This is a genomic window from Streptomyces sp. NPDC050085 (assembly GCF_044460595.1).
Lineage (GTDB): Bacteria > Actinomycetota > Actinomycetes > Streptomycetales > Streptomycetaceae > Streptomyces.
The window spans coordinates 182,477-207,287 of sequence record NZ_JBITJZ010000007.1 but is presented as its reverse complement, the minus strand read 5'-3'; the positions used below and the strand labels follow the sequence as shown (position 1 = coordinate 207,287).

The window sequence follows — 24,811 nt, the reverse complement described above, 5'->3', positions numbered from 1 at the left end:
CATGACCGAGACTTCCATACCCCGGCAGGCGTCGTCCGCGACCGAGGTGCCCACGGTGCGCGAACGCATACCGCACGAGATCGTGGCGTCGGTGCTCGCCGCGACCACCGCGTTCATCGGCGGCACGGTGTGGCACCTGCCGCCGTGGGCGATCTTCATCTCGTGGGCGGGCACGTTCCTGCTCGGCGGCCCGAGCCTCGACAACGCGCGGCGGCTGTGGTTCGCGATGCCGATGGGATCCACGTACGCGCTGATCATCGTGCTGTTCGAGACGCACCTGGGAACCACCTTCGGCGAGGAGCAGTTCGCCCGGAACGCGTTCGGGGCGTTGTGCATCCTCGTCGTGAACACCACGCTGATGTACACCGGCCGCCTGAAGCTCTTCTCCCTGATCCCGGGCATGTTCTTCGGCTTCGCGAGCTACTTCGCGACGTTCTTCGGCGGGTTCGGGTACGACGCGGGCAACCCCTGGGCGGCCTGGGTGTGCGTGATCGCCATGAACGCGCTCGGCCCGGTGTTCGCTTATCTGTCGCGGCGCCTCGCGTTCCCGGTGCGCACCCCGTCTTCGGCCGGTTCGCCGCTTCCGTCGTCGGATCCTTCCTGAACGATCAAAACACTCAACTTCGACGATCCTCTTGAGCGTTTGAAACTCCGGATGCTAGAAACCGCTTACTCTCAGCGGTCACCCAGCGGTCAATCCAGCATCCCGGAGCTCTTCATGACGTCGCAGCTGCCCCCGTTCCCGCCGTCCCCCGCCTGGTCGCGACGCGGCTTCCTGGCGACCACCGCGGCCGCCGGTGCCGCGCTCGCCGCCGGGCTCCCTCAGCAGGCCCTGGCCGCCGAGGGCGGCGCGGCCGCGGGGGCGGCCGACGACGAGTTCGCCACTTTGCGCGCGAAGTGGCGGACGCTGTACCTCGGTGAGGGCTTCAGCCCGACCGCGGAGCCGTTCAAGTCCAAGCTCGCCACGCTCGGCACGCAGGCCAAGGGCTTTCGCGACGCGATGGCCCCGGCGGCCGGTTCGCTGTGGCCGGACGCCGTGTTCGGCGACCCTGACCCCGACACGGACACGGAGTCGTACGGCTTCTCGGAGAAGATCCAGACCAGCTACGAGCGCGTGCGCGTGATGGCCGAGGCGTTCTGCCAGCCGGGCACGGGGCTGACCGGCGACGCGTCCCTGAAGGCTGCGGTGCTCACGGCCGTCGATCACCTCGGCACCCAGGTCTACAACAAGTCCCAGGCGCAGTACGGCAATTGGTACAACTTCCAGATAGGCGCCCCGCAGCGGCTGCTCGACATCGCGATCCTGATGTACGAGCACCTGAGCGCCGCCCAGCTGACCGCGGCCGTCGAGGCGATCGACCACTTCGTGCCGGACTCGCTCGTCGCGAAGTACACGGGCACGAGCACCGGCGCCAACCGCATCGATCTGTGCCGGGTCCTCGCGCTGCGCGGCATCCTCGACGGCACCGCGGCGAAGGTGGCGCTCGCCAGGGACGCGATCTCACCGGTCTTCCCGTACGTCACCTCGGGCGACGGCCTGTACGCGGACGGCTCGCTGATCCAGCACACGTACGTGCCCTACACGGGCTCGTACGGCGCGGTCCTCATCGACGGTCTCAGCAAGCTGTTCGCGCTGCTCGGCGGCTCGACGTGGGCGATCACCGACAGCGGGCGGCAGATCTTCCTGGACTCGGTGGAGGGCGCCTACGCGCCGTTCCTGCACGACGGTCTGGCCATCGACAACGTCGCGGGCCGGGCGATCAGCCGGGGTCTGGTCGCCACCGATCCGCTCAAGATCCAGCAGGACGACCACTCCCGCGGGCACGGCATCATCGCGTCGATCCTGCTGCTCGGCCTCGGCGCGAGCGCGGAGGAGAACGCGCGGTGGCGGGGGCTCGCCAAGGGCTGGTTCACGCGGGACCACTACAGCGACGTGACGAGCGGCCGCACCCTTGGCGTCGCCGCCCTGTCGCGCGTCACGGCGGTGCTCGACGACTCCGCCGTGAAGCCGGCCGCCGAGCCGACCGGGCACCGCCTGTTCCCGTCGATGGCGCGGGCCACGCACCGCACCAAGCGGTTCACGGCGTCGGTGTCCATGTCCTCGAAGGCCATCACGTTCTACGAGAACGGCAACGGCGAGAACGGCCGCGGCTGGCACACCGGTTCGGGAATGCTGTACTGGTGGGCCGACGGTGACAGCGCGGGCGGCGGGCAGTACAGCGACGGCTTCTGGCCGACCGCGGACCCGTACCGGATGCCGGGCACGACGGTCTCGCGCAAGCAGCTCGCGGACGCCGAGGGCGGCGCGTGGGGTGCGGCGCGCCCGGCCACGACGTGGGTGGGCGGCGCGACGGACGGCACGTACGCGGCGCTCGCGCAGGACGTGCGCGGTCTGTCCTCGACGCTGCGGGCCAAGAAGTCGTGGTTCTTCCTCGACGACGCGGTCGTGTGCCTGGGCGCGGGCATCACGAGCACGGACGGCGCGGGCGTGGAGAGCGTCTTCGACAGCCGCAACCTCGGGGCGTCGGGCACGGCACGTCTGACGGTCGACGGACGCCCGCAGCCCACGGGCCTGCCGTGGAACTCGGCGTTCCCGCGCGCCCGTTGGGCCCATGTCGCCGGTCACGGCGGCTACGTCTTCCCCGGCGGCGCGTCGCTCACCGCGCTGCGCGAGGAGCGTACGGGCACGTGGCACGACATCAACGGGGGCGGTTCGACGGACCCGGTGACGCGGCGCTACGTGACGCTCCTCGCCGACCACGGCACGGACCCCACCGATGCGCAGTACGCGTACGTGCTGCTGCCCGGAGCGAGTGAACTGCGCACGGCGGCGCGGGCGTTGGACCCGTTCTGGCTGGACGTCACGGCCAACTCCGGGGCACAGCAGGGCGTCCGGGTGCCCTCGCTCGGGTTCACCGGCGTCACGTTCTGGGAGCCCGGGACGGTGAGCAAGGTGACGGCGGACGCGCCGCTGGTCGTGCAGATCCGGGAGAAGCGGGACGGCACCGCGACGGTGTCGGTCAGCGACCCGAACCGTGCGGTGAAGGCGGCCACGGTGACGTGGAAGCGCCCGGTCGCGTCGGTGACGTCGAAGCCGGGGACGGTGACGGGCGCGGAGCCGGGCCGGGAGCTGAAGCTGACGTTCGGCGACCTGAGCGCGGCCGGCGGTCTCACGCAGAAGGTGACCGTCAAGCTCCACTGACGGTCCGGTTCTGCTGACCCTCAGGCTCTGCTGAGCGGTGTGCCGCACGAGGCCCGGATGTGCAACTCCGGGAGAATGTCGAGGTGTTGTCCCGGCTCGCGGGTGCCTGACGGCTCGGCGAGCCGGGACAGCAGCAGTTCGGCGGCCCGTCGGCCGACCGTCCGCTTGGCGGGGGCGACCGCGGTCAGCGGCAGATCGGCGAGCGCCGCGATCTCGTCGTCGTACGTGATGACGGCCAGGTCCTCGGGGACGCGGACGCCGAGCGCGCGCAGCCGGGGCACCACGAAGAGCGCGTCGGCGTCGCTGTGCAGGATCGCGGCGCTCACCCCGTGCTCCTGGACCGCCTCGCGCAGGAAGGCGATGGTCCGCTCGAAACGCTCGGCCTCGGTGGCGGCGGGCTGCCGCAGCAGCGACGACTCGGGGGCCGGGCGCAGGCCGAGCGCCTCCACCGCCGCTTCGTAGCCGCGCCGCAACGGGGTACTGGTGGGCGACTCCTGGGACGCGACGGCGATGCAGCGGTGACCGAGTGCGGCCAGGTGGCGGACGGCCTCGGCGGCGCCGTGCGCATGGTCGGAGCGCACCCGGTCGAGGGCGGCGGCCGGATGGCCGTGCGGCGCCGAACGCTCGACGAGCACGATGGGCACGGGCCGCTCCGTGATCCGCAGGCCCTCCCCCGGTCCCGGCTCGCCGCGCTCCCAACTCGGCGTCAGCAGAAGGCCGTCGGCGCCCGCGGCGAGCAGCCGGTCGATCTGGGCGGAGTCCTCGCCCGGCAGGTAGCGGGACAGGGCGACGACGAGCCGGCCGCCCTGCTCCTCCACGGCCTCGCGGGCGCCGCGCACCACTTCCGCGTAGTAGTACTCGGTGGTCGGCACGACCATGCCGACGACGGTGCCCGCCTTCAACCGGCCTGCGGGGACCGCCTGTTCGACCACTTCTCCGGGCCAGACGACGGCGCCGTGCAGCCGTTGCAGGCGGCCCTGCGCGGCGAGCGTCTCGACGTCGCGGCGCAGGGTGACCGGGGAGACGGCCAGCTCGCGGGCGAGATCGGCGACGCGGAGCGTGCCGCGCTCCTTCAGCAGCTCCAGGACGCGCGCGTGGCGCCGATCGACGTGCAGCCGCATGACTCCGACCCCTCCCCGTTGTGCCCCGTTGTGCCCCGTTGTGGCTCCCGGCCAGCGTGGTCATCGTATCGATCGAATGTGCTCAGAACGATCCGTTCGCGCGGACGGACTGCGCTGCGGGAGCGGCTTCGACGGGAGGCGTACGGATCATGAAAACGTCGACGGGATCCTCGGTCTCCACCCGGAATCCGTGCCGCTCGTAGAGCCGTCGGGCGGCGCTGCCCCAGAGCACGTCGAGCCGGACGGTCCTGGCCTGTGCGTCGGCCCGGCCCAGGAGGGCGGCGAGCACGGCCGAGCCGAGCCCCCGCCCCTGCACCTCGGGGGCGAGATAGAAGTGCTCGAGCCACAACTCGTCCCCGTCGGGGCGCAGCGTGACGCATCCGGCGAACACCCCGTCGACCTCGACGACGGAGGTGTGGCCCGGCGCGAAGGAGTCCCGCAGGCGCGTGCGCACCCGCTGGGGGTCGTAGCGGCCGAGCCGTTCGAGGTCCGGGCGCAGCACGACGGCGCGCAGCTCGGCGATGGCCTCGACGTCGGCGGGCCGGGCGGGGCGCAGCGCCCACGGAAGATCCGGGGGAACCGGGAGATCTGGGGGAACCGGGAGATCCGGGGGAACCGGGAGTACCTGGGGAACCTTCGTACTGTCGATCATCTGCGCGAGTATCGCAGGGCGCTCGCGGTCGACGGCGGCGACGACCGCCGGTCGGACATCGCTCTGCTGCCGGGCGTGCGCAGTCTCCGGCACACCGGGGACACCGGGCACACCAGGCGCGACGGGCTCTGCCGGCCGCGGTGCACCCGCCCCTCGGGCGATCGGGGCGGCTCCGCCCTCGTCGACCGGGTGGCAGCGGCGCGGCCCCGCCGCGACGCGCCGCCCGCGCTTTCACCCTCATTCACCTTGCCGTCACCGGGAGTTCGGTGCCGGGGTCGACCGTGTGCCCTGTTCACCGCACTTCGGCGGTCCAGCGCCTCAGGAGGCCCCATGTCCCCGCTCGTCCCCGGCAACCGGCGCGTCCGCCGTACCGTCGCCGCGGGTGTTCCGCTCGCCGCGCTGGCCGCGCTCGCCGTGGCCGGGACCGCGTCGGGCGCCACCGCCGGGCACCACGGGTCCGGCAAGGCCGAGGTGACGGGGAGCGCGACGCTGGGCGACATACCGCTGGGCACCTTCAGCAACGGCCTGCTGCCGGGCACCGTCGACGACGACCGGGGTGTCGACCTCGGCGGCATCGGCTCGGACATCTACCCGGCGGGCCGCAAGGGCGAGTACTGGACAGTGACCGATCGCGGTCCGAACGGGCAGATCAAGGTCGACGGCAGCAAGCGCCGCACGTTCCCGGTGCCCGGCTTCGACCCGGCGATCGTGAAGATCAAGGTCACCGGGGACCGGGTGGAGGTCCTGCGGTCGATCCCGCTGACGACGTCGTCCGGCAAGCCCGTCACCGGTCTGTCGAACCAGGCGGGCCGCGACGAGAAGCCGTACACGTACGACGCGAAGAGCCCGCTCTCGTACAACCCGAACGGGCTCGACACCGAGGGCATCGTGCGGGCGGCGGACGGCTCGTTCTGGCTCGTCGACGAGTACGGGCCCTCACTCGTGCACGTCTCGGCGCGCGGCGAGGTGCTCGCGCGGCACGTGCCGAAGGGGCTGGATCTGCGGGGTGCCGACTACCCCGTCGTCGAGTCGCTGCCCGCGGTCCTCCTGCACCGGAAGACCAACCGCGGGTTCGAGGGGCTCGCCCAACTGCCCGGCGGGGACCTGGTGTTGGCGGTGCAGAGCCCGCTGTCCCTGCCGGACGGGGACGCCGGTGACGCCTCGCTCACGACGCGGCTTTTCCGGTTCTCGACGAAGAAGAAGGCGGTCACCGCCGAGTACGCGTACCGCTTCGACCCGGTCGGTGTCGTGGACCCGGGCGAGGACGACACCTCCGAGCTGAAGATCTCGTCGGTGGTCGCGCTCGGCGGCGACCGGCTGCTCGTCGAGGAGCGCACGGACAAGGCGGCCCGCCTCCAGGAGGTGCGGCTCACGCGCGGCGCGAACATCCTGGGCGGGCAGTGGGACGACGCGACGACGTCGCCCGCCCTCGAACAGCTCGAGGACCCGGCGGCCGCCGGGGTGCCGGTGCTCGGCAAGCGGCTCGTCGTGGACCTGAACACGGTCGACGGAGTGCAGGACAAGATCGAGGGCGTGGCCCTTGCCGGGCACGGCACCCTCGCCCTGATCAACGACAACGACTTCGGGATGACGGACGGCACGGGCGCGTTCGACGCCAACGGCCGGCTCGTGGACAGCGGCATCGAGACCAAGGTGACGTACGTGAAGCTGCCGAAGGGCGCGCTCTGACAAGAAGGCGTACGCCGCTCGGGGCAGACGTCGTACGCCGCTCAGGGCAGCAGCGTCTCGATGTCGCTCGGCAGCAGGCCGCTCGGGATCTCGCTGGGCAGCTCCGTCGGGATCTTCGAGGGGATCTTCGAGGGCAGTGCGGTCGGGATCCCGCTGGGAATCTCGCTCGGGAGCTCGCTGGGGATGCTCAAGGACGGTGCGGGCGTGCTGCTCCCGCTGCTCTTGCCGGGTGACGGCTTGCCGTCGTCGCCCGAATCGCGGGTCGCCACGAGCACGACGGCCCCGACGATCACCACGAGGGCGACGAGCACGGCGACGATCAGGTACGGGCGGCGCGGTGGGCGCCCCCGCGGCGGCTGCCCGGGCGGCGGGCCGAACCCGCCGCCCGGGGGCGGCTGATCGCTGGGCGGCGGGGGCGGCTGCGGCGGCACCGGAGGCACGGACATACCCACCAGGGTCGCCGCCGAAGGGGTCAAATAGCGACCCCTTACGGGAAGTCGACTCGCCGCGCCCCGCCCGGAGGTCAGCCGCGCGCGGCCAGCAGGTGGTCCATCGCCAGCTGGTCGAGGCGCTCGAAGGCCATGCCCCGCGCGGCGGCGGCGTCCACGTCGAACTCCTCGAACGCGCCCTTGTCCGCGAGCAGTCCGGCGAGCCCGTCGGCCGCCGTCGGCTGCGCCAGCTGGTCCAGACGGGACGCGCGCAGCGCCGCCTGCACCTCGGGGTCGGCGCGGAACGCGGCCGAACGCTCCTTCAGGATCAGGTAGTTGCGCATGCAGCCCGCCGCCGACTCCCACACGCCGTCGAAGTCCTCGGTCCGCGGCGGCTTGAAGTCGAAGACCTTCGGGCCGCTGTAGCCGGCCGACTCCAACAGGTCCACCAGCCAGAACGCGGCCCGCAGGTCACCGACGCCGAAGCGCAGGTCCTGGTCGTACTTGATGCCGTTCTGGCCGTTGAGGTCGATGTGGTAGAGCTTGTCGGCCCACAGGGCCTGGGCGATGCCGTGCGGGAAGTTGAGGCCCGCCATCTGCTCGTGGCCCACCTCGGGGTTGACGCCGAACAGCTCGGGGCGCTCCAGGCGCTCGATGAACGCCAGGGCGTGGCCGACGGTGGGCAGGAGGATGTCGCCGCGCGGCTCGTTCGGCTTCGGCTCGATGGCGAAGCGCAGGTTGTAGCCCTGCTCCGTGACGTACTCGCCGAGCAGGTCGAAGGCCTCCTTCATCCGGTCGAGGGCGTCACGGACGTCCTTGGCGCCACCGGACTCGGCGCCCTCGCGGCCGCCCCAGGCGACGTAGGTCTCCGCCCCGAGCTCGACGGCGAGGTCGATGTTGCGGATGACCTTGCGGATCGCGTAGCGGCGGATGTCGCGGTCGTTGGCGGTGAACGCACCGTCCTTGAAGACCGGGTGCGTGAAGAGGTTCGTGGTGGCCGCCGGCACCTTCATGCCCGTCGCGTCGAGCGCCTGGCGGAAGCGCTTCACATGCGCCTCGCGCTCGGTCTCGGAGGAGCCGAAGGGGATCAGGTCGTCGTCGTGGAAGGTCACGCCGTACGCGCCGAGCTCGGCCAGGCGCTGCACGGTCTCGACCGGGTCGAGCGCGGGCCGGGTGGCCGCGCCGAACGGGTCGACGCCCTGCCAGCCGACCGTCCACAGGCCGAAGCTGAACTTGTCGTCGGGGGTGGGCTGGTAGGTCATCTTGCGGCTCCCTCGCCGTCACCTGGCATGCGGCAGCGTCGTGCCGCACACCTATTTCGTCATGGCGGTTTACAAATTAGTATGCGGACACGCCGCTGGGAAGAGCCACCCCGGCACGAAGCCGTTGAAGTCTGGAGAGCCGCATGCCTGTAGCCGATGGTGCCGACGGGCCCCTCGTTGTCGGGGTCGACAGTTCCACGCAGTCCACGAAGGCCCTGGTCGTCGACGTCGCCACGGGCGAGGTGGTGGCCCGCGGGCAGGCGCCGCACACCGTGACGTCGGGCGCGGGCCGCGAGAGCGACCCCGAGCAGTGGTACGCGGCGCTGCGCACGGCCCTCGACCAGTGCGGGCACGCGGCGCGCCGGGCATCGGCCGTATCCGTCGGCGGGCAACAGCACGGCCTCGTCACGCTCGACGCACAGGGCCGCCCGGTGCGCCCGGCGCTGCTGTGGAACGACGTGCGCTCGGCGCCCCAAGCCCGGCGGCTGGTCGAGGAGTTGGGCGGGGCGAAGGTGTGGGCGGACCGGTTCGGCAGCGTGCCCGGCGCCTCGTTCACCGTGTCGAAGTGGGCGTGGCTGGCCGAGCACGAGCCGCAGGCGGCGCGCGCGACCGCGGCCGTGCGGCTGCCGCACGACTACCTGACCGGGCGTCTCACGGGCACGGGCACGACGGACCGGGGCGACGCGTCGGGGACGGGCTGGTGGGCGTCGGCCACCGAGACGTACGACGAGGACGTGCTCGGCCGCGTGGGCCTCGATCCGGCGCTGCTGCCGAGAGTGGTGGGGCCAGGCGAGGTGGCGGGGACGGTGCGCGACGCCGAACTCCCGCTGTCCAAGGGCACGTTGGTCGCCGCCGGGACCGGTGACAACGCGGCGGCCGCGCTCGGCCTCGGCCTGCTGCCCGGCACGCCCGTCCTCAGCCTCGGCACCTCGGGCACGGTGTACGCGGTGTCGGGGCGGCGGCCCACCGACCCGAGCGGCACCGTCGCCGGGTTCGCGGACGCCCGCGGCGACTGGCTCCCCCTGGCCTGCACCCTGAACTGCACCCTCGCCGTGGACCGGATCGCCGCGCTGCTCGGCCTGGACCGGGAGGCCGTCGAAGCGGGCGGAACGGCGACGATCCTGCCCTACCTGGACGGCGAACGGACGCCCGATCTCCCGCACGCCTCGGGCCTGTTGACCGGTCTGCGGCACGACACGACGGGCGGGCAGCTGCTGCAGGCCGCGTACGACGGGGCGGTGCACGCGCTGCTCGGCGCCCTCGACCGCGTCCTGTCCGGTGACGACGCCGCCGACCGCTCCGCTCCCCTGCTGCTCATCGGCGGCGGCGCGCGCGGCACGGCCTGGCAGCAGACGGTGCGCCGCCTGTCGGGGCGGGCGGTGCAGGTGCCCGAGGCCGCTGAACTGGTGGCCCTCGGCGCCGCCGCCCAGGCCGCGGGCCTGCTCACCGGCGAGGACCCGGCGGCCGTGGCCCGCCGCTGGGACACCGCACGCGGTCCGGTCCTCGACCCGGTCGAGCGGGACGAGGCCGCGCTCGAGCGGATCTCCGGCGTCCTGGCGGGAGCGGCGGCGCTGCTGGAAGCGGAGGGGGCGTGAGGCGGCCCGCCGGTTCGGGCGCCGGCCGGCCCGTCACGGGTGACCTGCGCGCCACGTGCGCCGCGCACCCTGGGAACATGACCGCATGACCGCACCACTGCACCGGCCGCGACCGGGGACACCCGACACCCAGCAGGGCATGCGCCGCCGCAACCTGTCCCGCGTGATGCACGCGGTCGCCGCCGAGGGTCCGCTGTCCCGGGCCGCGGTGGCGGGGCACATCGGGCTGACGCGGGCCGCCGTCTCCACGCTCGTCGACGAGCTCATCCGGGCGGGACTCCTGGAGGAGCTCGGGCCGCAGCGTCCCGGCGGTGTGGGCCGCCCCGGCTCCGCGCTCGCGGTCAGCGGCCGGGGCCCGGCCGGGCTCGGCGCCGAAGTGGGCGTCGACCACCTCGCGGTGTGCGCGGTGGACCTGCGCGGCGAGGTGCGGGCGCGCGCCGAGCGGCGCGTGGGCAACCGGGGCCGCTCCCCGCGCCCCGTGTTCGCCGACCTCGCGGCGCTGGTGCGCCAGGTCACCGAGGAGGCCCAGGCGGCGGGCCTGCACCCGGCGGGGCTCGCCGTCGCGGTGCCCGGGCTCGTGGCGCGCGGCACGCACACCGTCGTCCGCGCCCCGAACCTGGACTGGCACGACGCGGACATCGCCGCACTGCTGCCGAGCGAGGTGCCGCTGAGCGTCGACAACGAGGCGAACTTCGGCGCCCTCGCCGAACTCTGGCTCGCCGCGGACTCCCCCGCGGACTTCCTGCACGTGTCGGCGGAGATCGGCATCGGCGCGGCGCTCGTCGTCGACGGTGAACTGCTGCGCGGCACACGGGGGTTCGCGGGCGAGCTCGGGCACGTCCCGGTGCGCCCCGAGGGGCCCGGCTGCCCCTGCGGCGGCCGTGGCTGCCTGGAGCAGTACGCGGGCGAGGAGGCCGTGCTGCGCGCGGCGGGCATCGCTCCGGGCCCCGACCGGGTCACGCTGCTCGCGGAACGGGCCGAGGCGGGCGACGCGGACACCCGCCGGGCCCTGCGCGGCGCGGGCACGGCCCTGGGCATCGCGCTGACCGGCGCGGTCAATCTGCTCGACCCGCGTGCGGTGGTGCTCGGCGGCGCCCTCTCGCGCCTGGCGCCCTGGCTTCTCCCTTCCCTGGAGCGCGAGTTGACGCGCCGCACGGCCACGCCCGCGGACGGGGTCGCCGTCTCCGCGCTGGGTTCGGACGGCCCGCTGCTCGGGGCGGCGCACTCCGTGGTGCGGGCGGTGCTCGACGATCCGATGGGAGTGACGGAAGCGGCGTAGGGCCCCGCCCGGCGGCGACCGGGCGCAGGCCGTCGGCGCCAGTGGTTCGGACCTCTGACGTGCGGTTGTGCACATTCGGCGGGTTGTCCACAGGTCTGCCGCGCCCTCTTCCGCCCCAACCGGCAGGCCCCGTACCGTACTTCACGCGAGGCGCCGGACCCCCGTCCGTCCGACGGGTGGCGGCGTGCGCACGGGAAGGGGATTCCTGTGTCGGGGGACGCTGTCGGAAACACCGGGAAGACACCGGCGAGGAGCGACGGTTCGCGGCAGTCTCCGGGGCTGCGGCGCGAGGCCATCGGGCTGCGGGAGGTGCTGTTCCAGAGCATCACGGCGATGGCGCCCGCCGCGGCGATCGCCGCGTCGATCCCGTCGGGCGCCGCGTTCGCGGGCGGCAGTCTGCCCCTGTCCGTGCTGATCGCCCTGGTCGCCTGCCTGTTCACCGCGTCGTGCGTGGCGGAGCTGGCCCGCCGGATGCCCGCGGCGGGCTCCGTGTCGACGTACGCGGCACAGGGGCTGCACCCCGCGGTCGGCTTCCTGGTCGGCTGGGGCTATGTGTTCGTCGAGGCGCTCGTCCCGCCGCTGCTGCTCCTGCAGTTGGGGTTCACGACGGCGGGGACGCTGCACGACGAGTGGGCGTCGTACCCGGGCGACCTGTGGTGGCCGTGGTCGATCGCCGGGGCGGTCGTCATCGCGGTCGCCGGATACCTCGGGGTCCGCGCGTCGGCCCGCTTCGGCACGATTCTCGGCATCTTCGAGGTGTTGGTGTTCCTGGTCTTCGCGGTGCTCCTCATCGTCAAGGCCGGTGGCGACAACTCCCTTACGGTCTTCGGTACTTCACACACGGCCCCCGGGTTCGAGGGGATCGGCGGGGTGTTCGCAGGATCGGTGTACACGGTGCTCGCGTTCGCGGGGTTCGAGGCGGCCGCCCCGCTCGCCGAGGAGACCAGGGACCCGCGCCGCACGATGCACCGCGCGGTGCTCGGCGCCGCCCTGTCGATCGGCCTGGTGTACGTGATCACGACGTATGCCATGGCGGTGTACTTCGGCCCAGACAGATTCGCCGGGTTCGGCGGCGCGGGGCCCGCGTCCTGGGAGGGCGTGGCGCGGGCGTCGTTCGGCCTGTTCTGGGTGCTGGTGTTCCTGGCCGTGGTCAACTCGACGGTGGCGAACGCCAACGCGTGCGCGACCGTGTCCACCCGCACCGCCTTCGCGCTGGGCCGCATCGGCGTCTTCCCGCGGGCGTTCGCGCAGGTCCACCCGGTGCGCCGGTCCCCCGTGGCGGGGGTCGCCGTGCAGTTCGTCGTGGCCCTTGCGGCCATGCTGGGGCTCGGCTTCGGCTATGACCCGGTGACGGCGTTCCTGCTCCTGGCGACCGTGATCGTCACGGTGATCATCGGCGTGTACATCGTGGCGAACCTGGCCTGTGCGGGCTACTTCCTGCGCCGTGCGCGTGCCGAACTCCGGCCTGTGCGGCACCTGTTGTTCCCGCTCCTCGGCATCGTCGCGTTCGTCCCCGCGCTGCTGACCGCGGCGGGCATCCCCGCCTTCGACTTCGTCTCGGAGCTGACGCCCCCCGTCTCGTACGCGGGTCCCGTCGTCGGCGTCTGGCTCGCGCTCGGCGTCGTGGTCCTGCTCGTCCTCGCCCGACGCCACCCGGACCGCCTGGCCGAGACCGCGCGCGTCCACCTCGACGACGACCTGCCGGATCCCCACCCCACACAGAGCGGAGCACAGCCGTCATGAGCGACCCCCGGATGCTCACCGTCCGGCCCGAACCCGGCACGTACGCCTGGACGTTCGGCGGTGCGCCGCCGATCGCGCGCATCGCGCCGGGCACGGTCCTCGACCTGTACACGGAGGACTGCTTCGCGGGCCGGGTGCGCTCGGAGAAGGACCTCGTGTCGCAGGTGTGCGAGTTCCCGTACCTGAATCCGCAGACGGGCCCCTTCCACATCGAGGGTGCCGAGCCGGGCGACACGGTCGCGGTGCACTTCGTGTCGGTGGAGCCCGCCCGCGACTGGGCGGCGTCCACGACGGTGCCGCTGTTCGGCGCGCTGACGTCCACGCACACCACCGCCTCGCTGCAGCCGCCGCTGCCCGAGACCGTCTGGATCTGGGGGCTCGACCGTGCCCGCCGGACGGCTCGATTCACGGCCCGGGACAGCGAGTTCACGGTGGAGCTGCCGATGGATCCGATGCACGGCACGGTCGGCGTCGCACCCGCGAACCTGGAGGTGCGCTCCGCGCTGGTGCCGGACGCGCACGGCGGGAACATGGACACGCCGGAGATGCGGGCGGGCGTCACCTGCTACCTCGGCGTGAACGTCGAGGGCGCGCTGCTGAGCCTGGGCGACGGGCACGCGCGCCAGGGCGAGGGCGAGACGTGCGGGGTCGCCGTCGAGTGCGCGATGCGGACCGTCGTCGTCGTGGAGCTGCTCAAGGGCGTGGCGACGCCGTGGCCGCGCATCGAGTCGGACACGCACATCATCTCGACGGGGTCGGCGCGCCCGCTCGAGGACGCGTTCCGGATCTCCCAGCTCGACCTGGTGCAGTGGCTCGTACGGGACTACGGATTCAGCGAGTTGGACGCCTACCAGTTCGCCACGCAGACCGTCGAATCTCCGCTGGCGAACGTCTGCGACACCAATTACACGTGCGTCGCCAAGCTCCGAAAGGAGTGGCTGCCGGCGCGCGAGACGCACCGCGGACTGCACGCGCGGCTGCGCGAGATCGCGGCGACGCTGCCACACACCCCATAGAGGCGTCACGGCGCCGCCGGTTCCCCCCACCGTCCGAGCCATTCGAGAGGCAGGATCGTCATGGACCGAGCAAGACAACTTCCGGGGCGCCCGGGCGGCCCGAGCCGTCGGCGTCTGCTGCAGGCCGGGGCACTGGCCGCGGTCCCCGGGGCGCTGCTGCCCGCGGGCCGCGCGGACGCGGGCGCCACCGCGGTCGACTACCCGGGGGCCGAGTCCGTGCCCGCCAGCACCTCCAACTACACGGTGTCCAGCCGCCCTTCGTCGTATCCCATCGACTACGTGGTCATCCACGTCACGCAGGAGACGTACGCCGACGCCGTCGCCATCTTCCAGAACCCGGCGAAGCAGGTCTCCCCGCACTACCTCGTGCGCTCCGCCGACGGCCACATCGCGCAGTGCGTGCGGGAGAAGAACGTCGCCTGGCACGCGGGCAATTGGGACTACAACACGCGCAGCATCGGCATCGAGCACGAGGCCTGGGTCGACAGGCCCGAGTACCTGACGAACGCGCTGTACGAGAAGTCGGCGGCGCTCACCGCCTCGATCTGCGCGCGGTACGGGATCCCGATGGACCGCGAGCACATCATCGGCCACGTCGAGGTGCCGGGGACCGACCACACCGACCCCGGCCCGTACTGGGACTGGACGCGCTACATACGGCTGGTCAACTTCGCCTGAGTCGCGAACTGCGGCCGGTCTTCGGTCGATCGGCGCCCGCGTCCTTGTCGGCCCGCGTCACCGGAGCGACGATGTCCCCACGGTTGTCGCATCGTCGTCTCGTCGCCGCACCGTTGTCACATCGCCGTCGCATCGCTGTCGGGGAGGCCGAGTTGACCGATCCCTGGGTCGCCCTTGAACCGGGTGCCGATCCCGCCGAGCGGGCCTCGGCGCTGCGCCGCGCCCACGACCGGTTCACCGCGGCGGGCACCGTGGACCGCCCGGTGCGCCCGGTCGTCGCCGCGTCCTGGCGCCGCTCGGCGGGCGCGCACGTCAGCCCGGACGGCGCGGCGGCGGTGGAGCTGACCGACGGCGACCTCGCCGCGCAGCGCGCGGAGCATCCCCTGTCCCGGGTGATGCCGCTGTTCCGGGAGCTGATGGGCACGTTCGCGACCGACGGGGAGCACCTGCTGGCCGTGTGCGACGCGCAGGGCAGGCTGCTGTGGGTCGAGGGCCATCCCGGTACGCGGCGCAAGGCGGGCGGCATGAACTTCGTGCCCGGCGCCCGCTGGTCGGAGTCGGCGATGGGCACGAACGCGCCGGGGACGGCGGTCGCCGTGGACCGTCCGGTGCAGGTGTTCGCCGCCGAGCACTTCATCCGCACGGTGCAGCCGTGGACATGTGCGGCGGCCCCCGTGCACGACCCGCACTCGGGCCGGCTGCTCGGCGCGGTCGACATCACCGGCGGCGACCGGCTCGCGCATCCGCACAGCCTCGCGTTCGTCCAGGCCGTGGCCCGCGCCGCCGAGTCCCACCTCGCCCTGCTCACCCCACGACCGGCCACCAGCCCCGGACTGCACCTGAGCGTCCTCGGCCGCGACGAGGCGCTGCTGCTGACGGGGTCCGGGCACAAGGTCCGCCTCAGCCGCCGCCACAGCGAACTGCTCGTCCTCCTGTCCCGGCACCCGGAGGGGCTGACCGGCGACGAGTTACTGTGTTTCCTGTACGAGGACGAGTCGGTGACCCCGGTGACGCTGCGGGCCGAACTGGCGCGGCTGCGCCGGGTGTTGGGACCCGAGGTCCTCACCTCGCGGCCCTACCGCCTCGCGGTCCCGGTCGACTCGGACCTGACCACGGTGGAGCGGCGCCTCGACTCGGGCGCGGTGGCGGCCGCCGCGTCCGCGTACACCGGTCCGCTGCTGCCCGCGTCGACGGCCCCGGCGGTGGTGCGGGTGCGACGCAGGCTCGCCGACGCGCTGCGCGCCGCGCTCATCGCGCGCGGCGACCCGGACCTGCTCGCGGACTGGGCGCACGCGCCGTGGGGCGAGGACGACCTCGACGTCTGGCAGGCACTGGCGGCGGTGCGGCCGACCCCGCCCGTCCTGGCGAGGCTCGCCGCCCTTGACGAGGAACAGCGTGCGTCGCCGTACGCGACGTAGAGAAGAGGCGACGTAGAGAAGACGCCGGGTAGACAAGGCGCGACGCAGAGAAGACGCGTGCGTCGCGTACGCCACGTACAGGAACCGCGTGCGACGCCGTACGCAACGTGGCTGCAACGTCCCCCTGCCTAGCCTCCCCGGCGACGGCTGCCCAACGGCGGGCAGCCCGCACAGGAGGCCCCCCAAGATGACCCGTTACGCAGCGCCCGGCACGCAGGGCTCCGTCGTCTCCTACCAGGCCCGCTACGACCACTTCATCGGCGGCGAGTACGTGGCGCCCGCCCGCGGCCAGTACTTCGAGAACCCGTCCCCGGTCAACGGGCAGCCGTTCACCGAGATCGCGCGCGGCACCGCCGAGGACGTCGAGCGCGCCCTCGACGCCGCGCACGCCGCCGCGCCCGCCTGGGGCCGCACCTCCGCCGGGGCCCGCGCCGACATCCTGCTCAAGATCGCCGACCGCATGGAGGCGCACCTCGAGGAGCTCGCGGTCGCCGAGAGCTGGGAGAACGGCAAGCCGGTCCGCGAGACCCTCGCCGCGGACATCCCGCTCGCCATCGACCACTTCCGCTACTTCGCGGGCGCGATCCGGGCCCAGGAGGGCAACCTCTCCGAGATCGACGACGACACGGTCGCGTACCACTTCCACGAACCGCTGGGCGTCGTCGCACAGATCATCCCGTGGAACTTCCCGATCCTGATGGCGACGTGGAAACTCGCCCCGGCCCTCGCGGCGGGCAACGCGGTCGTCATCAAACCGGCCGAACAGACGCCCGCCTCGATCCACTTCTGGATGAGCCTGATCGCGGACCTGATCCCGCCGGGCGTCGTGAACATCGTCAACGGCTTCGGGGTCGAGGCGGGCAAGCCCCTGGCGTCCAGCTCGCGCGTGGCGAAGGTCGCCTTCACCGGTGAGACCACGACGGGCCGGCTGATCATGCAGTACGCGTCGGAGAACATCAAGCCGGTCACCCTCGAACTCGGCGGCAAGTCGCCCAACATCTTCTTCGACGACGTCTGGGCGAAGGACGACGACTTCCGCGACAAGGCCCTGGAGGGCTTCACGATGTTCGCCCTCAACCAGGGCGAGGTCTGCACGTGTCCCTCCCGCGCACTGATCCAGCAGGGCCACTACAGCGAGTTCATCGACGCGGCGATCGCCCGCACCGAGGCCATCGTCCCCGGCCACCCCCTGGACACCGACACGATGATCGGCGCCCAGGCCTCCAACGACCAGCTCCAGAAGATCCTCTCCTACCTGGACATCGGCCAGCAGGAGGGTGCGAAGGTCCTCACGGGCGGCCAACGCATAGAGTACGACGGCGAGTTGGCGGGCGGCTACTACGTCCAGCCCACGATCTTCGAGGGCACCAACCGCATGCGCATCTTCCAGGAGGAGATCTTCGGCCCGGTCGTCTCCGTCGCGTCCTTCTCGGACTTCGACGACGCCATCAAGATCGCGAACGACACGCTGTACGGGCTCGGCGCCGGGGTGTGGACCCGCGACATCAACACGGCGTACCGCGCGGGCCGTTCGATCCAGGCGGGTCGCGTCTGGACGAACTGCTACCACGCGTACCCGGCGCACGCGGCGTTCGGCGGGTACAAGCAGTCCGGGATCGGCCGGGAGAACCACAAGATGATGCTGGAGCACTACCAGCAGACGAAGAACCTCCTGGTGTCGTACTCGGCGCAGAAGCTCGGGTTCTTCTGAGGCCCGATGCGCAGGGCCTGACGTGCGGTTGCCCGGAGGACTCGGCACGGTCCTCCGGGCGGCCGGGGTCAGTGCTCCGCGGGCGGCTCGTGGACGGCGTAGGCGTGGGCGCCCGCGGCGGCGGCCCCGCCGGAGTGCTGTTCGCGCGCGAGGGCGACCAGGTGTTCCAGTTGCCGCAGCACGCTTCCCCCAGGTGAAAAGGCCGGGCCGGATCGGTGGCTGCGGCCTACTGTGACGGCATGGAGCTGCATGGGGACAAGGTCGTGCTGCGTTCGGTGGTCGACGGGGACGCCGCGGTCCTCGAACGGATCGTGAGGGAGGAGGAGGTCGCGGCGTGGTGGTCGCCTCCGGACGGCTACGAGCACATGCTGGCCGTCGTCCTCGACGGCGAGGTCATCGGCGCCGTCCAGTTCCACGAGGAGACCGATCCCGAGTTCCGCCATGCCGGCATCGACATCTTCCTGACGGCGGGCCACCACGGGCAGGGGCTCGGCACCGACACCGTCCGCACGCTGGCCCGGTGGCTCGTGGAGGAACGCGGCCACCACCGGCTGACCATCGATCCGGCCGCGGCGAACACCGCGGCGATCCGCTGCTACACCAAGGTCGGGTTCCGGCCCGTGGGCATCATGCGGGCGTACGCGCGTGATCACCGGACGGGCGAGTGGCACGACGGGCTGCTGATGGACCTTCTCGCGGACGAGTTGGCCGTCTGAACCTGGTTCACCCCTACGCCCCCACTCCCCACTTCCCCACTCCCGCTTTACGCCTGCGCGTTTCAACTCGACCGCTCTGGCGGAGATTTGACCCTCCAGGCGGTCGCACGCCGGTTAGGGTGACAAGTAGGGCCGTAGCGGTCGCTGAAGGCAGATCGGACACGACAGGGGGCTCGCGTTGGATCGCCTGGCCGGAGCGGAGCCCGACCTCGACCTGCCGGGCCGACCCGCGCGCCCGGCGCTGCTCCCGGGGCTGCGCGCGTGGCTCGGGCTGACCGCCGTCCTCGCCGCTGTGGTGGTCGTCGTGCTCGGCGTCCTGTTCGCCGGTCGCTCCCGGCCCGGGACACTGGACGCGTGGCTCGTCCCGCCGACGGCGGACAGCGTGCGGCCGCCGTGGCGGCGCGTCGCCCTGACCATCGACTTCCTGGGCGAGCCCGCCGGATCCGTGCTGCTGGTCGCCGCCGCCGCGGCCGTGTGCCTGCTGCTGCGGCGCCCTCGCGCGGCGGTGCTCGTCGTCTCCGGGAGCGCCCTGACCGTGGGGGCAGGGACCCTGCTCAAACACCTGGTGGGACGCACCATCCACGGCCCGGGCAACCTGTCCTACCCGAGCGGGCACACCGCCTTCCTCACCGCACTCGCCCTCGCCCTCGCGCTGCTCGCCGCCGACCGGCTCCGCCTCGGCAGGGCGCGCGGCACGCTCCTCGTGCTGGGTGCCGCGCTGGCCGCCGGCGCCGTCATGGGCTGGGCGGAGGTCGCGCTCAGCGCGCACTACCCGACCGACGCCGTCGGCGGCTGGTGCACCGCGCTCGCGGTGGTTCCGGCGACCGCGTGGCTGGTCGACCGGGTCGCCGACGACGGCCGGTGGCAGCGGCGCTGACGTCTCGTCAGGCGAGGCGGCGGAACACGGGCTTCACCGGCCGCCCGACCATCCAGGGCGTGGGGTCGGCGGCGTCAAGTGCCTTGCGGTACACGGCACATGCCTGCGCCACCACCTCGACGGTGCGGTCGATGTCGGTGTCGCTGAGCGCGCTGCTCACCACGAACGACGGGGCGAGGACGCCGCCCGCGAGGAGCCTGCGCAGGAACAGGGTGCGGTACTGCTGCGACGGCTGCCCGTTCTCGTCGAGGGTGGCGAAGACCAGGTTGCTGGCCCGGCCCCGGACGAGGACGTGGTCGGCGACGCCCATCCCGGCCGCGGCCGCGCGGACGCCGGCGGCCAACCGCTCGCCGAGCGCGTGCAGTTGAGCGGTGACGCCCTCCTCGGCGTACGTCGCCTGCACGGCCATCGCGGCCGCCAGGGAGTGTGTTTCCGCACCGTGGGTCGTGGACAGGAGGAACACCCGCTCGTCGGCGTGCCGCAGGCCGCCCCGTTCCATCAGGTCGCGGCGTCCGGCGAGCGCGGAGACCGCGCACCCGTTGCCCAGCGCCTTGCCGAACGTGGAGAGGTCGGGGACGACGCCGTACAGGCCCTGCGCACCCGCCTCCGACCAGCGGAAGCCGGTGATCATCTCGTCGAAGACGAGGACGCAGCCGTGCCGGTCGGCGAGTTCGCGCAGCCCCTGGAGGTAGCCGGGCGGGGGCTCGCAGTGGCCCGCGGGTTCGAGGATCAGGCAGGCGATCTCGTCCGGGTACCGGGTCAACAGGTCCTCCGTGGCGGCGAGATCACCGTACGGGAAGGAGACCGTGAGCTCGGTCGTCGCGGCCGGGATGCCCGCGGACATCGGGGTGGTGCCGATGAACCAGTCGTCGACGGAGAAGAACGGGTGGTCGCCGCAGATGGCCACCCGCGGGCGGCCGGTGACGGCGCGGGCGAGGCGGACCGCCGCGGTGGTGACGTCGGAGCCGTTCTTCGCGAACTTCACCATCTCGGCGGTCGGCACCGTCGCCAGGAAGCGCTCGGCGGCCTCGGCCTCGACGAGGGACGGGCGCACGAAGTTGCTGCCGCGGCCGATCTCCCGGCGCACCGCCTCGGTCACGCGCGGGTGGGCGTGGCCGAGGCTGACCGACCGGAGTCCCGACCCGTACTCGATGTAGCGGTTGCCGTCGACGTCCCACACGTGGGCGCCGCGGCCGTGGCTGATGACCGGGGCCAGGTGCTCGGGGTACTGGTCGTCGCCCTTGGCGTACGTGTGCGCGCCTCCGGGGATCAGGGCGTGCAGCCGCTCGTTCGCCGCCCGCGACAGAGGAAGGTCCAACTCCTCGGTCTCCACGGCGTGTTCGCTGTTCACGGTCTGTTCGCTGTCCACGGTCTGTTCGCTGTCCACTGCGGCGTCAGCTCTCCTTCTGCTTCAGGGCTTGCTGCTCGAGGGCTTGCTGCTTCAGCGCATCGGCGAGGCCTGGCGCCGTGCGGTCCCGGTCGGACATCGAGGTGGGCGGCAGCGGCCACGGGATGGCGAGCTCCGGGTCGTCGAAGGCGATCGTCACGTCCTCGGCCGGGTCGTGCGGGCGGTCGATCCGGTACGAGGTGTCGGCGGTCTCGGTCAGGGCCTGGAAGCCGTGCGCGCAGCCCGCCGGGATGTACAGGGTCACCTGCGTCTCGCCGGACAGCTCGAAGAAGCCCCGGTTCAGGTACGTGGGCGAGTCGGGCCGCAGGTCGACGACGACGTCGAAGATCCGCCCGTACGAGCACCGGACGAGCTTGGCCTCTCCGGCACCGGAGCGCAGGTGCAGGGCCCGGACCACACCCTGCACCGAGCGGGACACGCTGTCCTGGACGAAGGCGTTCGGGTCGAGGCCGACCGAGCGGACGACGTCGGCGTCGAACGTGCGGCAGAAGAAGCCGCGTTCGTCGGCGTACGGCGTCGGCTCGAACAGGTACGCCCCGGCGATCTCGGGGACTTCGCGCGCTTTCATGGAGCCTCCCGCCCGGCAGGGGCGTGGTCGGTGGCCGGGAAAAGGGCCGCGGTCAAGTCGGTGAACTGGTCCTGGAGTTGGCGGGCGACGGCCAGGTTCCGCTCGGCGAGGGTCTGTCGGAGCTCGGCCGCGCGCTTCTCCAGCGCCCTGAACTGTTCGAGCAGCCGGTCGGCGTCGACCTCGCGCGCGGGGTGGCAGTACGCGGCGAGGCCCATCCGGTCCATGAGCGCGTCGCTCTTCGCCGCGTAGCTGAGGGCGAGCGTCGGCGTTCCGGCCTTCAGCGCGCAGATCAGGTTGTGGTAGCGGGTCGCGACGACGGTGTCGGCGGCCGCCGTCTCCTTCATGAGGTCGGCGAGGGAGGCGGCGTCGGCCGCGGTGACCAGGGGTGAGTCCACCGCGTCGAGGATGGCGGCGACGACGGGCGCGTCGCACGCGTCGCCGGTCAGCAGCCGGACCGGTCGGCCGTCCTCGACCAGTGCGCGGACGAACCGCGTTGTGCCCTCCAGGTAGCGGCGGTGGATCTCGTCGGCGCGGGCACGGTCGTCGTTGCCGCCGTGGAAGTCCATGACGCCGACGCACACCGGTCCCGGCGGGCCCGACGGCGGGCTCGCGGGTGGTGTCGGCAGGGCGAACGCGAGGTCCGGGTGGACCTTGTCGCGCGCGGTGTTCACGCCCATCGCCCGCATCGCGTCGCGGGAGTGGGTGTCGCGGTACGAGCGGTACCTGGCCAGACGCGCCGACCAGCGCACCAGGGCCCGGGTCGCCGGGTCGGTGATCGCGTCCGCGCCGACGCCGACCAGGGCGACCCGGGTGCCGGACAGCCGGCCGCTCGCGCAGAGCAGGAACAGGGAGTAGGGGAAGCCCCACGGCCGCAGCGGCAGCGTGGCCTCCAGGACGCCCATGCCCGGCACGATCACGACGTCGTGGCGGCGGACCCAGGCGGCGGTGCGGAAGACGTCGACGAGTTTGCCGAGGCCCTTGGCCGCGACGGCGCCCGCACGGGACGCGGTCCGGTACTCGCCGCGGTTCCAGTGCAGCCGCGTCGCGGCGATGCCGTACCGGGCGGAGACGACGTCGGGGCCGCCGCACAGGGCGTCCACGACCGCGTCCGGGTGCGCCACGCGGAGGTACTCGAGGACGGCCTCGAGGGACCCGTCGTTGCCTAGGTTGCCGGAGCCGAGCAGGCCGAACACCCCTACGCGGACAGGGGACTTCATGCGCCCCGCCCTTCGCGGCCCGCGACCAGGTCGTCGACGGAGACCGTGAGTGCGGCCGGGTCGACCGGCGCCCGGTCCTCGACGCGTTCGCCCGCGCCCGGCCGGACCCGGCTGGTCATCCAGGAGGCCAGGTGGCCGTAGCAGGCGCGCCGGTCGGCCGCGGAGAGCGGGGCCCGGCGGATCGCCGACACGAAACCCGCCACGTACTCGGCGAGCAGCCGCGGCGTGGGGTGCAGCAGGCCCGCGCGGCGCGGGTCCAGGTTGACGCACCGGGACCGCTTCGACGGGTTCGCCCGCTCGGCCCGCGTGGGGTGGTCGCGGCGGAAGTAGAGCAGTTCGGGCACCTGGTGGAAGGGCCCGTGCAGGCCGATCTCGGCGACGAAGGTGCGGTCCGCGTGGTGGTAGCTGTCGTGCGGCTTCACCCGGCGCAGCACGTCGGCCCTGATCACCCCGTAGAAGTCGTCGCCGCCGGGCTCGAAGAGCATGCTGCGGAAGCGCTCGGGCGCGCTCGGCGAGTCGGTGGCGAGCGTGTACGCGTACGGGACCTTCACCCGGCCCTGTTCGTCGATGACGGCCTGGTCGGCGTGCGCGAGGATCACGTCGGGTCGTTCGTCGAGGGCTTCGACGCAGCGCCGCAGCAGGTCCCGGGCGTACAGGTCGTCGTGCGAGGCCCACTTGAACAGTTCGCCGTGGCACTGGGTGAAGACGTAGTTGTGGTTGGGTGCGGCGCCGATGTTGCGGGGCAGCCGCAGGTAGCGGATGCGGGAGTCCTGCGCGGCGTACTTGCGGCAGATCTCCTGGGTCCGGTCGGTCGAGGCGTTGTCGGTGATGACGAGTTCGAAGTCCTCGTAGGTCTGGCCGAGCAGGGCGTCGAGCGACTCGGCGAGGTACTCCTCGCCGTTGTACACGGGCAGGCCGATGCTGAGGCGGGGGTGGGAGGTCATGGCGTCCTCACTTCACGGATGGGGGGTTGGTGGTGCTCGCGCAGGGCGGTCCGCAGGTGCAGCCACCACACGGCCGAGCTGCAGAGGGTGGCGGCGGCGACGCCCCAGGCCGAGCCGACCGTGCCGCCCGCGGCCGCGCCGCCGAGCCCGCCGGTGACGTAGCAGGCGGAGGCGACGAGTTGGCTGCGCAGGCTGCGCCGGGCCGCGGCGAGCGCGCGCAGGCCGGCCGCCGCGCCGGTGCCGAGGCCCGCGCCCGCGACGCCGAGCGTGACGGGCCCGATGAGCGCCGACGCCGAGTGCCAGACGTCGCCGAGCGCGAGTTCGCCGAGCCGGTCCGGCATCAGGAGCAGTGCCCCGCCCCAGAGCAGTGCGGCGGCGGCCTGACCGCCGCCCAGCAGGAGGCAGAACCGGCCGAGGCGGTGCGGGGCCTGGCGCACCACGCGGGCCGCCTCCGCGACGGTGACGAGCGAGAGGCCCATCAGGAGCGCCATGAACGGGCCGAGCAGGAGCTCGGCGCCGCGGACGACGCCCACCGCGCCGACCCCGACGATCGCGCCGAGCCCGTACGCCCGCAGTTGGCTGGCGCCGCTGACGCCGACGTTCTCGACCAGGTAGCGGTAGCCGAGGTCGCGGTGGGCGCGCAGCCACTCGCGTGCCCCGGTGACCCGGGGCCTGATGCCGGCCTGGAAGCAGCCGTACGCGGCGGCGACCGTGGCGGACGCGCCCCAGGCGAGCACGAACGCGGCGACGGTGCCGACGCGGGCGGCCGCCACCATGGCCGGGACGAGCGCGACGCCCCACACGACGTCGTTGACGAACGCCTTGCGCCCGATGCCCGCGGCGAAGAACGAGTACCGCCAGGCGTCCTGCAGCAGCAGCCCGGGCAGCATGACGCCGAGGCAGGCGAACGCGGGTCCGACGCGGCCGCCGACCACGAGCCCGACCGCCAGGCAGCCCGCGCCGACGGCGGCGCCGACGCCGAGCGCGGTGCCCGACGAGCGGGCCACCGCGCCGCGCCAGGACACGTCCGGGACGCCGCTGAAGCGGACCACGAGCGGGTCGGTGGCCAGGCCGCGGGAGACGCTGAGGACCACGCCGTACGTCACCCAGGCCAGGCTGAACACGCCGAACGCGGTCACTCCGAGCGAGCGGGCGACGTAGATCCCCACCGCGAAGTTGGAGATGCTGGAGGCCGCCTGGTCGGCGAGGCCCCAGGACAGCCGCCCGGCCATGGCGCGTCTGCCGGTTCTCGCCGCCGGTCTCGTCTTCTCCCCCTCGATGGTCATC

21 protein-coding genes are annotated in these 24,811 nt (G+C 73.0%); 12 read left to right on the top strand and 9 right to left on the bottom strand.

From position 1 onward, the window contains the following. Window position 1: 1 nt before the first annotated feature. Together ACIBUY_RS26220 and ACIBUY_RS26215 are read left to right on the top strand one after the other, a co-directional pair. Window positions 2–604, top strand: a complete 603-nt coding sequence (locus ACIBUY_RS26220) for a DUF1097 domain-containing protein (RefSeq protein WP_399153897.1) — start codon at window positions 2–4, stop codon at window positions 602–604. A gap of 114 nt (window positions 605–718) precedes the next feature. Beyond that, window positions 719–3,202 (top strand): polysaccharide lyase 8 family protein, encoded by a 2,484-nt coding sequence (locus tag ACIBUY_RS26215; protein ID WP_399153896.1) that lies wholly within the window; start codon window positions 719–721, stop codon window positions 3,200–3,202. 20 nt (window positions 3,203–3,222) lie between these two features. Here ACIBUY_RS26215 and ACIBUY_RS26210 read toward each other — a convergent pair whose 3' ends face one another. Further along, a complete protein-coding gene (locus tag ACIBUY_RS26210) occupies window positions 3,223–4,323 on the bottom strand; it encodes a substrate-binding domain-containing protein (protein ID WP_399153895.1) in 1,101 nt (366 codons plus the stop codon). An 82-nt stretch (window positions 4,324–4,405) separates the two neighbouring features. Next, window positions 4,406–4,975, bottom strand: coding sequence for a GNAT family N-acetyltransferase (locus ACIBUY_RS26205; RefSeq protein ID WP_399153894.1), 570 nt, complete (start codon window positions 4,973–4,975; stop codon window positions 4,406–4,408). 330 nt (window positions 4,976–5,305) lie between these two features. Here ACIBUY_RS26205 and ACIBUY_RS26200 point away from each other — a divergent pair, with 330 nt between their 5' ends. Beyond that, window positions 5,306–6,664, top strand: a complete 1,359-nt coding sequence (locus ACIBUY_RS26200; protein WP_399153893.1) for an esterase-like activity of phytase family protein — start codon at window positions 5,306–5,308, stop codon at window positions 6,662–6,664. A 41-nt stretch (window positions 6,665–6,705) separates the two neighbouring features. On the opposite strand, the gene ACIBUY_RS26195 is transcribed toward ACIBUY_RS26200, so the two are convergent. Further along, the gene (locus ACIBUY_RS26195) at window positions 6,706–7,110 is read right to left on the bottom strand and encodes a hypothetical protein (RefSeq protein WP_365566036.1); all 405 of its coding nucleotides are present in this window, start codon (window positions 7,108–7,110) and stop codon (window positions 6,706–6,708) included. Window positions 7,111–7,187: 77 nt separating this feature from the next. Continuing rightward, window positions 7,188–8,354 (bottom strand): xylose isomerase, encoded by a 1,167-nt coding sequence (xylA, locus tag ACIBUY_RS26190; protein WP_365566038.1) that lies wholly within the window; start codon window positions 8,352–8,354, stop codon window positions 7,188–7,190. A 143-nt stretch (window positions 8,355–8,497) separates the two neighbouring features. Between xylA and xylB the strand changes: the two genes are divergently transcribed. The 9 genes from xylB (at window position 8,498) to ACIBUY_RS26145 (ending at window position 19,387) form a co-directional block, all read left to right on the top strand. Further along, window positions 8,498–9,949, top strand: a complete 1,452-nt coding sequence (gene xylB / locus ACIBUY_RS26185) for a xylulokinase (RefSeq protein ID WP_365566040.1) — start codon at window positions 8,498–8,500, stop codon at window positions 9,947–9,949. A gap of 85 nt (window positions 9,950–10,034) precedes the next feature. Next, a complete protein-coding gene (locus tag ACIBUY_RS26180) occupies window positions 10,035–11,228 on the top strand; it encodes an ROK family transcriptional regulator (RefSeq protein ID WP_365566042.1) in 1,194 nt (397 codons plus the stop codon). Window positions 11,229–11,435: 207 nt separating this feature from the next. After that, on the top strand, window positions 11,436–12,971 hold the full coding sequence (locus tag ACIBUY_RS26175; RefSeq protein ID WP_399153892.1) for an APC family permease: 1,536 nt from the start codon (window positions 11,436–11,438) through the stop codon (window positions 12,969–12,971). Then, window positions 12,968–13,987 (top strand): acetamidase/formamidase family protein, encoded by a 1,020-nt coding sequence (locus ACIBUY_RS26170; protein WP_399153891.1) that lies wholly within the window; start codon window positions 12,968–12,970, stop codon window positions 13,985–13,987. Before ACIBUY_RS26175 ends, ACIBUY_RS26170 begins: the two co-directional genes overlap by 4 nt. A gap of 60 nt (window positions 13,988–14,047) precedes the next feature. Further along, on the top strand, window positions 14,048–14,665 hold the full coding sequence (locus ACIBUY_RS26165; RefSeq protein WP_365566047.1) for an N-acetylmuramoyl-L-alanine amidase: 618 nt from the start codon (window positions 14,048–14,050) through the stop codon (window positions 14,663–14,665). 152 nt (window positions 14,666–14,817) lie between these two features. After that, on the top strand, window positions 14,818–16,083 hold the full coding sequence (locus tag ACIBUY_RS26160; protein ID WP_399153890.1) for a GAF domain-containing protein: 1,266 nt from the start codon (window positions 14,818–14,820) through the stop codon (window positions 16,081–16,083). Between the two features lie 187 nt (window positions 16,084–16,270). Beyond that, the gene (locus tag ACIBUY_RS26155) at window positions 16,271–17,794 is read left to right on the top strand and encodes an aldehyde dehydrogenase family protein (protein ID WP_365566051.1); all 1,524 of its coding nucleotides are present in this window, start codon (window positions 16,271–16,273) and stop codon (window positions 17,792–17,794) included. Between the two features lie 239 nt (window positions 17,795–18,033). Further along, complete coding sequence (gene aac(6'), locus ACIBUY_RS26150) at window positions 18,034–18,510, top strand: aminoglycoside 6'-N-acetyltransferase (RefSeq protein WP_399153889.1); 477 nt, start codon at window positions 18,034–18,036, stop codon at window positions 18,508–18,510. 214 nt (window positions 18,511–18,724) lie between these two features. Next, window positions 18,725–19,387: a phosphatase PAP2 family protein gene (locus ACIBUY_RS26145; RefSeq protein ID WP_399154042.1), complete on the top strand. Its 663-nt coding sequence runs from the start codon at window positions 18,725–18,727 to the stop codon at window positions 19,385–19,387. A gap of 7 nt (window positions 19,388–19,394) precedes the next feature. Here ACIBUY_RS26145 and ACIBUY_RS26140 read toward each other — a convergent pair whose 3' ends face one another. The 5 genes from ACIBUY_RS26140 to ACIBUY_RS26120 all read right to left on the bottom strand — a co-directional run bounded on the left by ACIBUY_RS26140 (window position 19,395) and on the right by ACIBUY_RS26120 (window position 24,810). Beyond that, window positions 19,395–20,720: a glutamate-1-semialdehyde 2,1-aminomutase gene (locus tag ACIBUY_RS26140; RefSeq protein WP_365566123.1), complete on the bottom strand. Its 1,326-nt coding sequence runs from the start codon at window positions 20,718–20,720 to the stop codon at window positions 19,395–19,397. Between the two features lie 61 nt (window positions 20,721–20,781). Then, window positions 20,782–21,363 carry a dTDP-4-dehydrorhamnose 3,5-epimerase family protein gene (locus ACIBUY_RS26135; protein ID WP_365566055.1) on the bottom strand — a complete coding sequence of 194 codons (582 nt, stop codon included), beginning with the start codon at window positions 21,361–21,363 and terminating at the stop codon, window positions 20,782–20,784. Continuing rightward, window positions 21,360–22,580, bottom strand: coding sequence for a polysaccharide pyruvyl transferase family protein (locus tag ACIBUY_RS26130; RefSeq protein WP_399153888.1), 1,221 nt, complete (start codon window positions 22,578–22,580; stop codon window positions 21,360–21,362). The genes ACIBUY_RS26135 and ACIBUY_RS26130 overlap by 4 nt, the downstream gene beginning before the upstream one ends. Next, the gene (locus ACIBUY_RS26125; protein WP_399153887.1) at window positions 22,577–23,524 is read right to left on the bottom strand and encodes a glycosyltransferase family 2 protein; all 948 of its coding nucleotides are present in this window, start codon (window positions 23,522–23,524) and stop codon (window positions 22,577–22,579) included. The genes ACIBUY_RS26130 and ACIBUY_RS26125 overlap by 4 nt, the downstream gene beginning before the upstream one ends. Next, window positions 23,521–24,810 carry a hypothetical protein gene (locus ACIBUY_RS26120; RefSeq protein ID WP_365566061.1) on the bottom strand — a complete coding sequence of 430 codons (1,290 nt, stop codon included), beginning with the start codon at window positions 24,808–24,810 and terminating at the stop codon, window positions 23,521–23,523. Before ACIBUY_RS26120 ends, ACIBUY_RS26125 begins: the two co-directional genes overlap by 4 nt. Between the last annotated feature and the right edge of the window lies 1 nt (window position 24,811).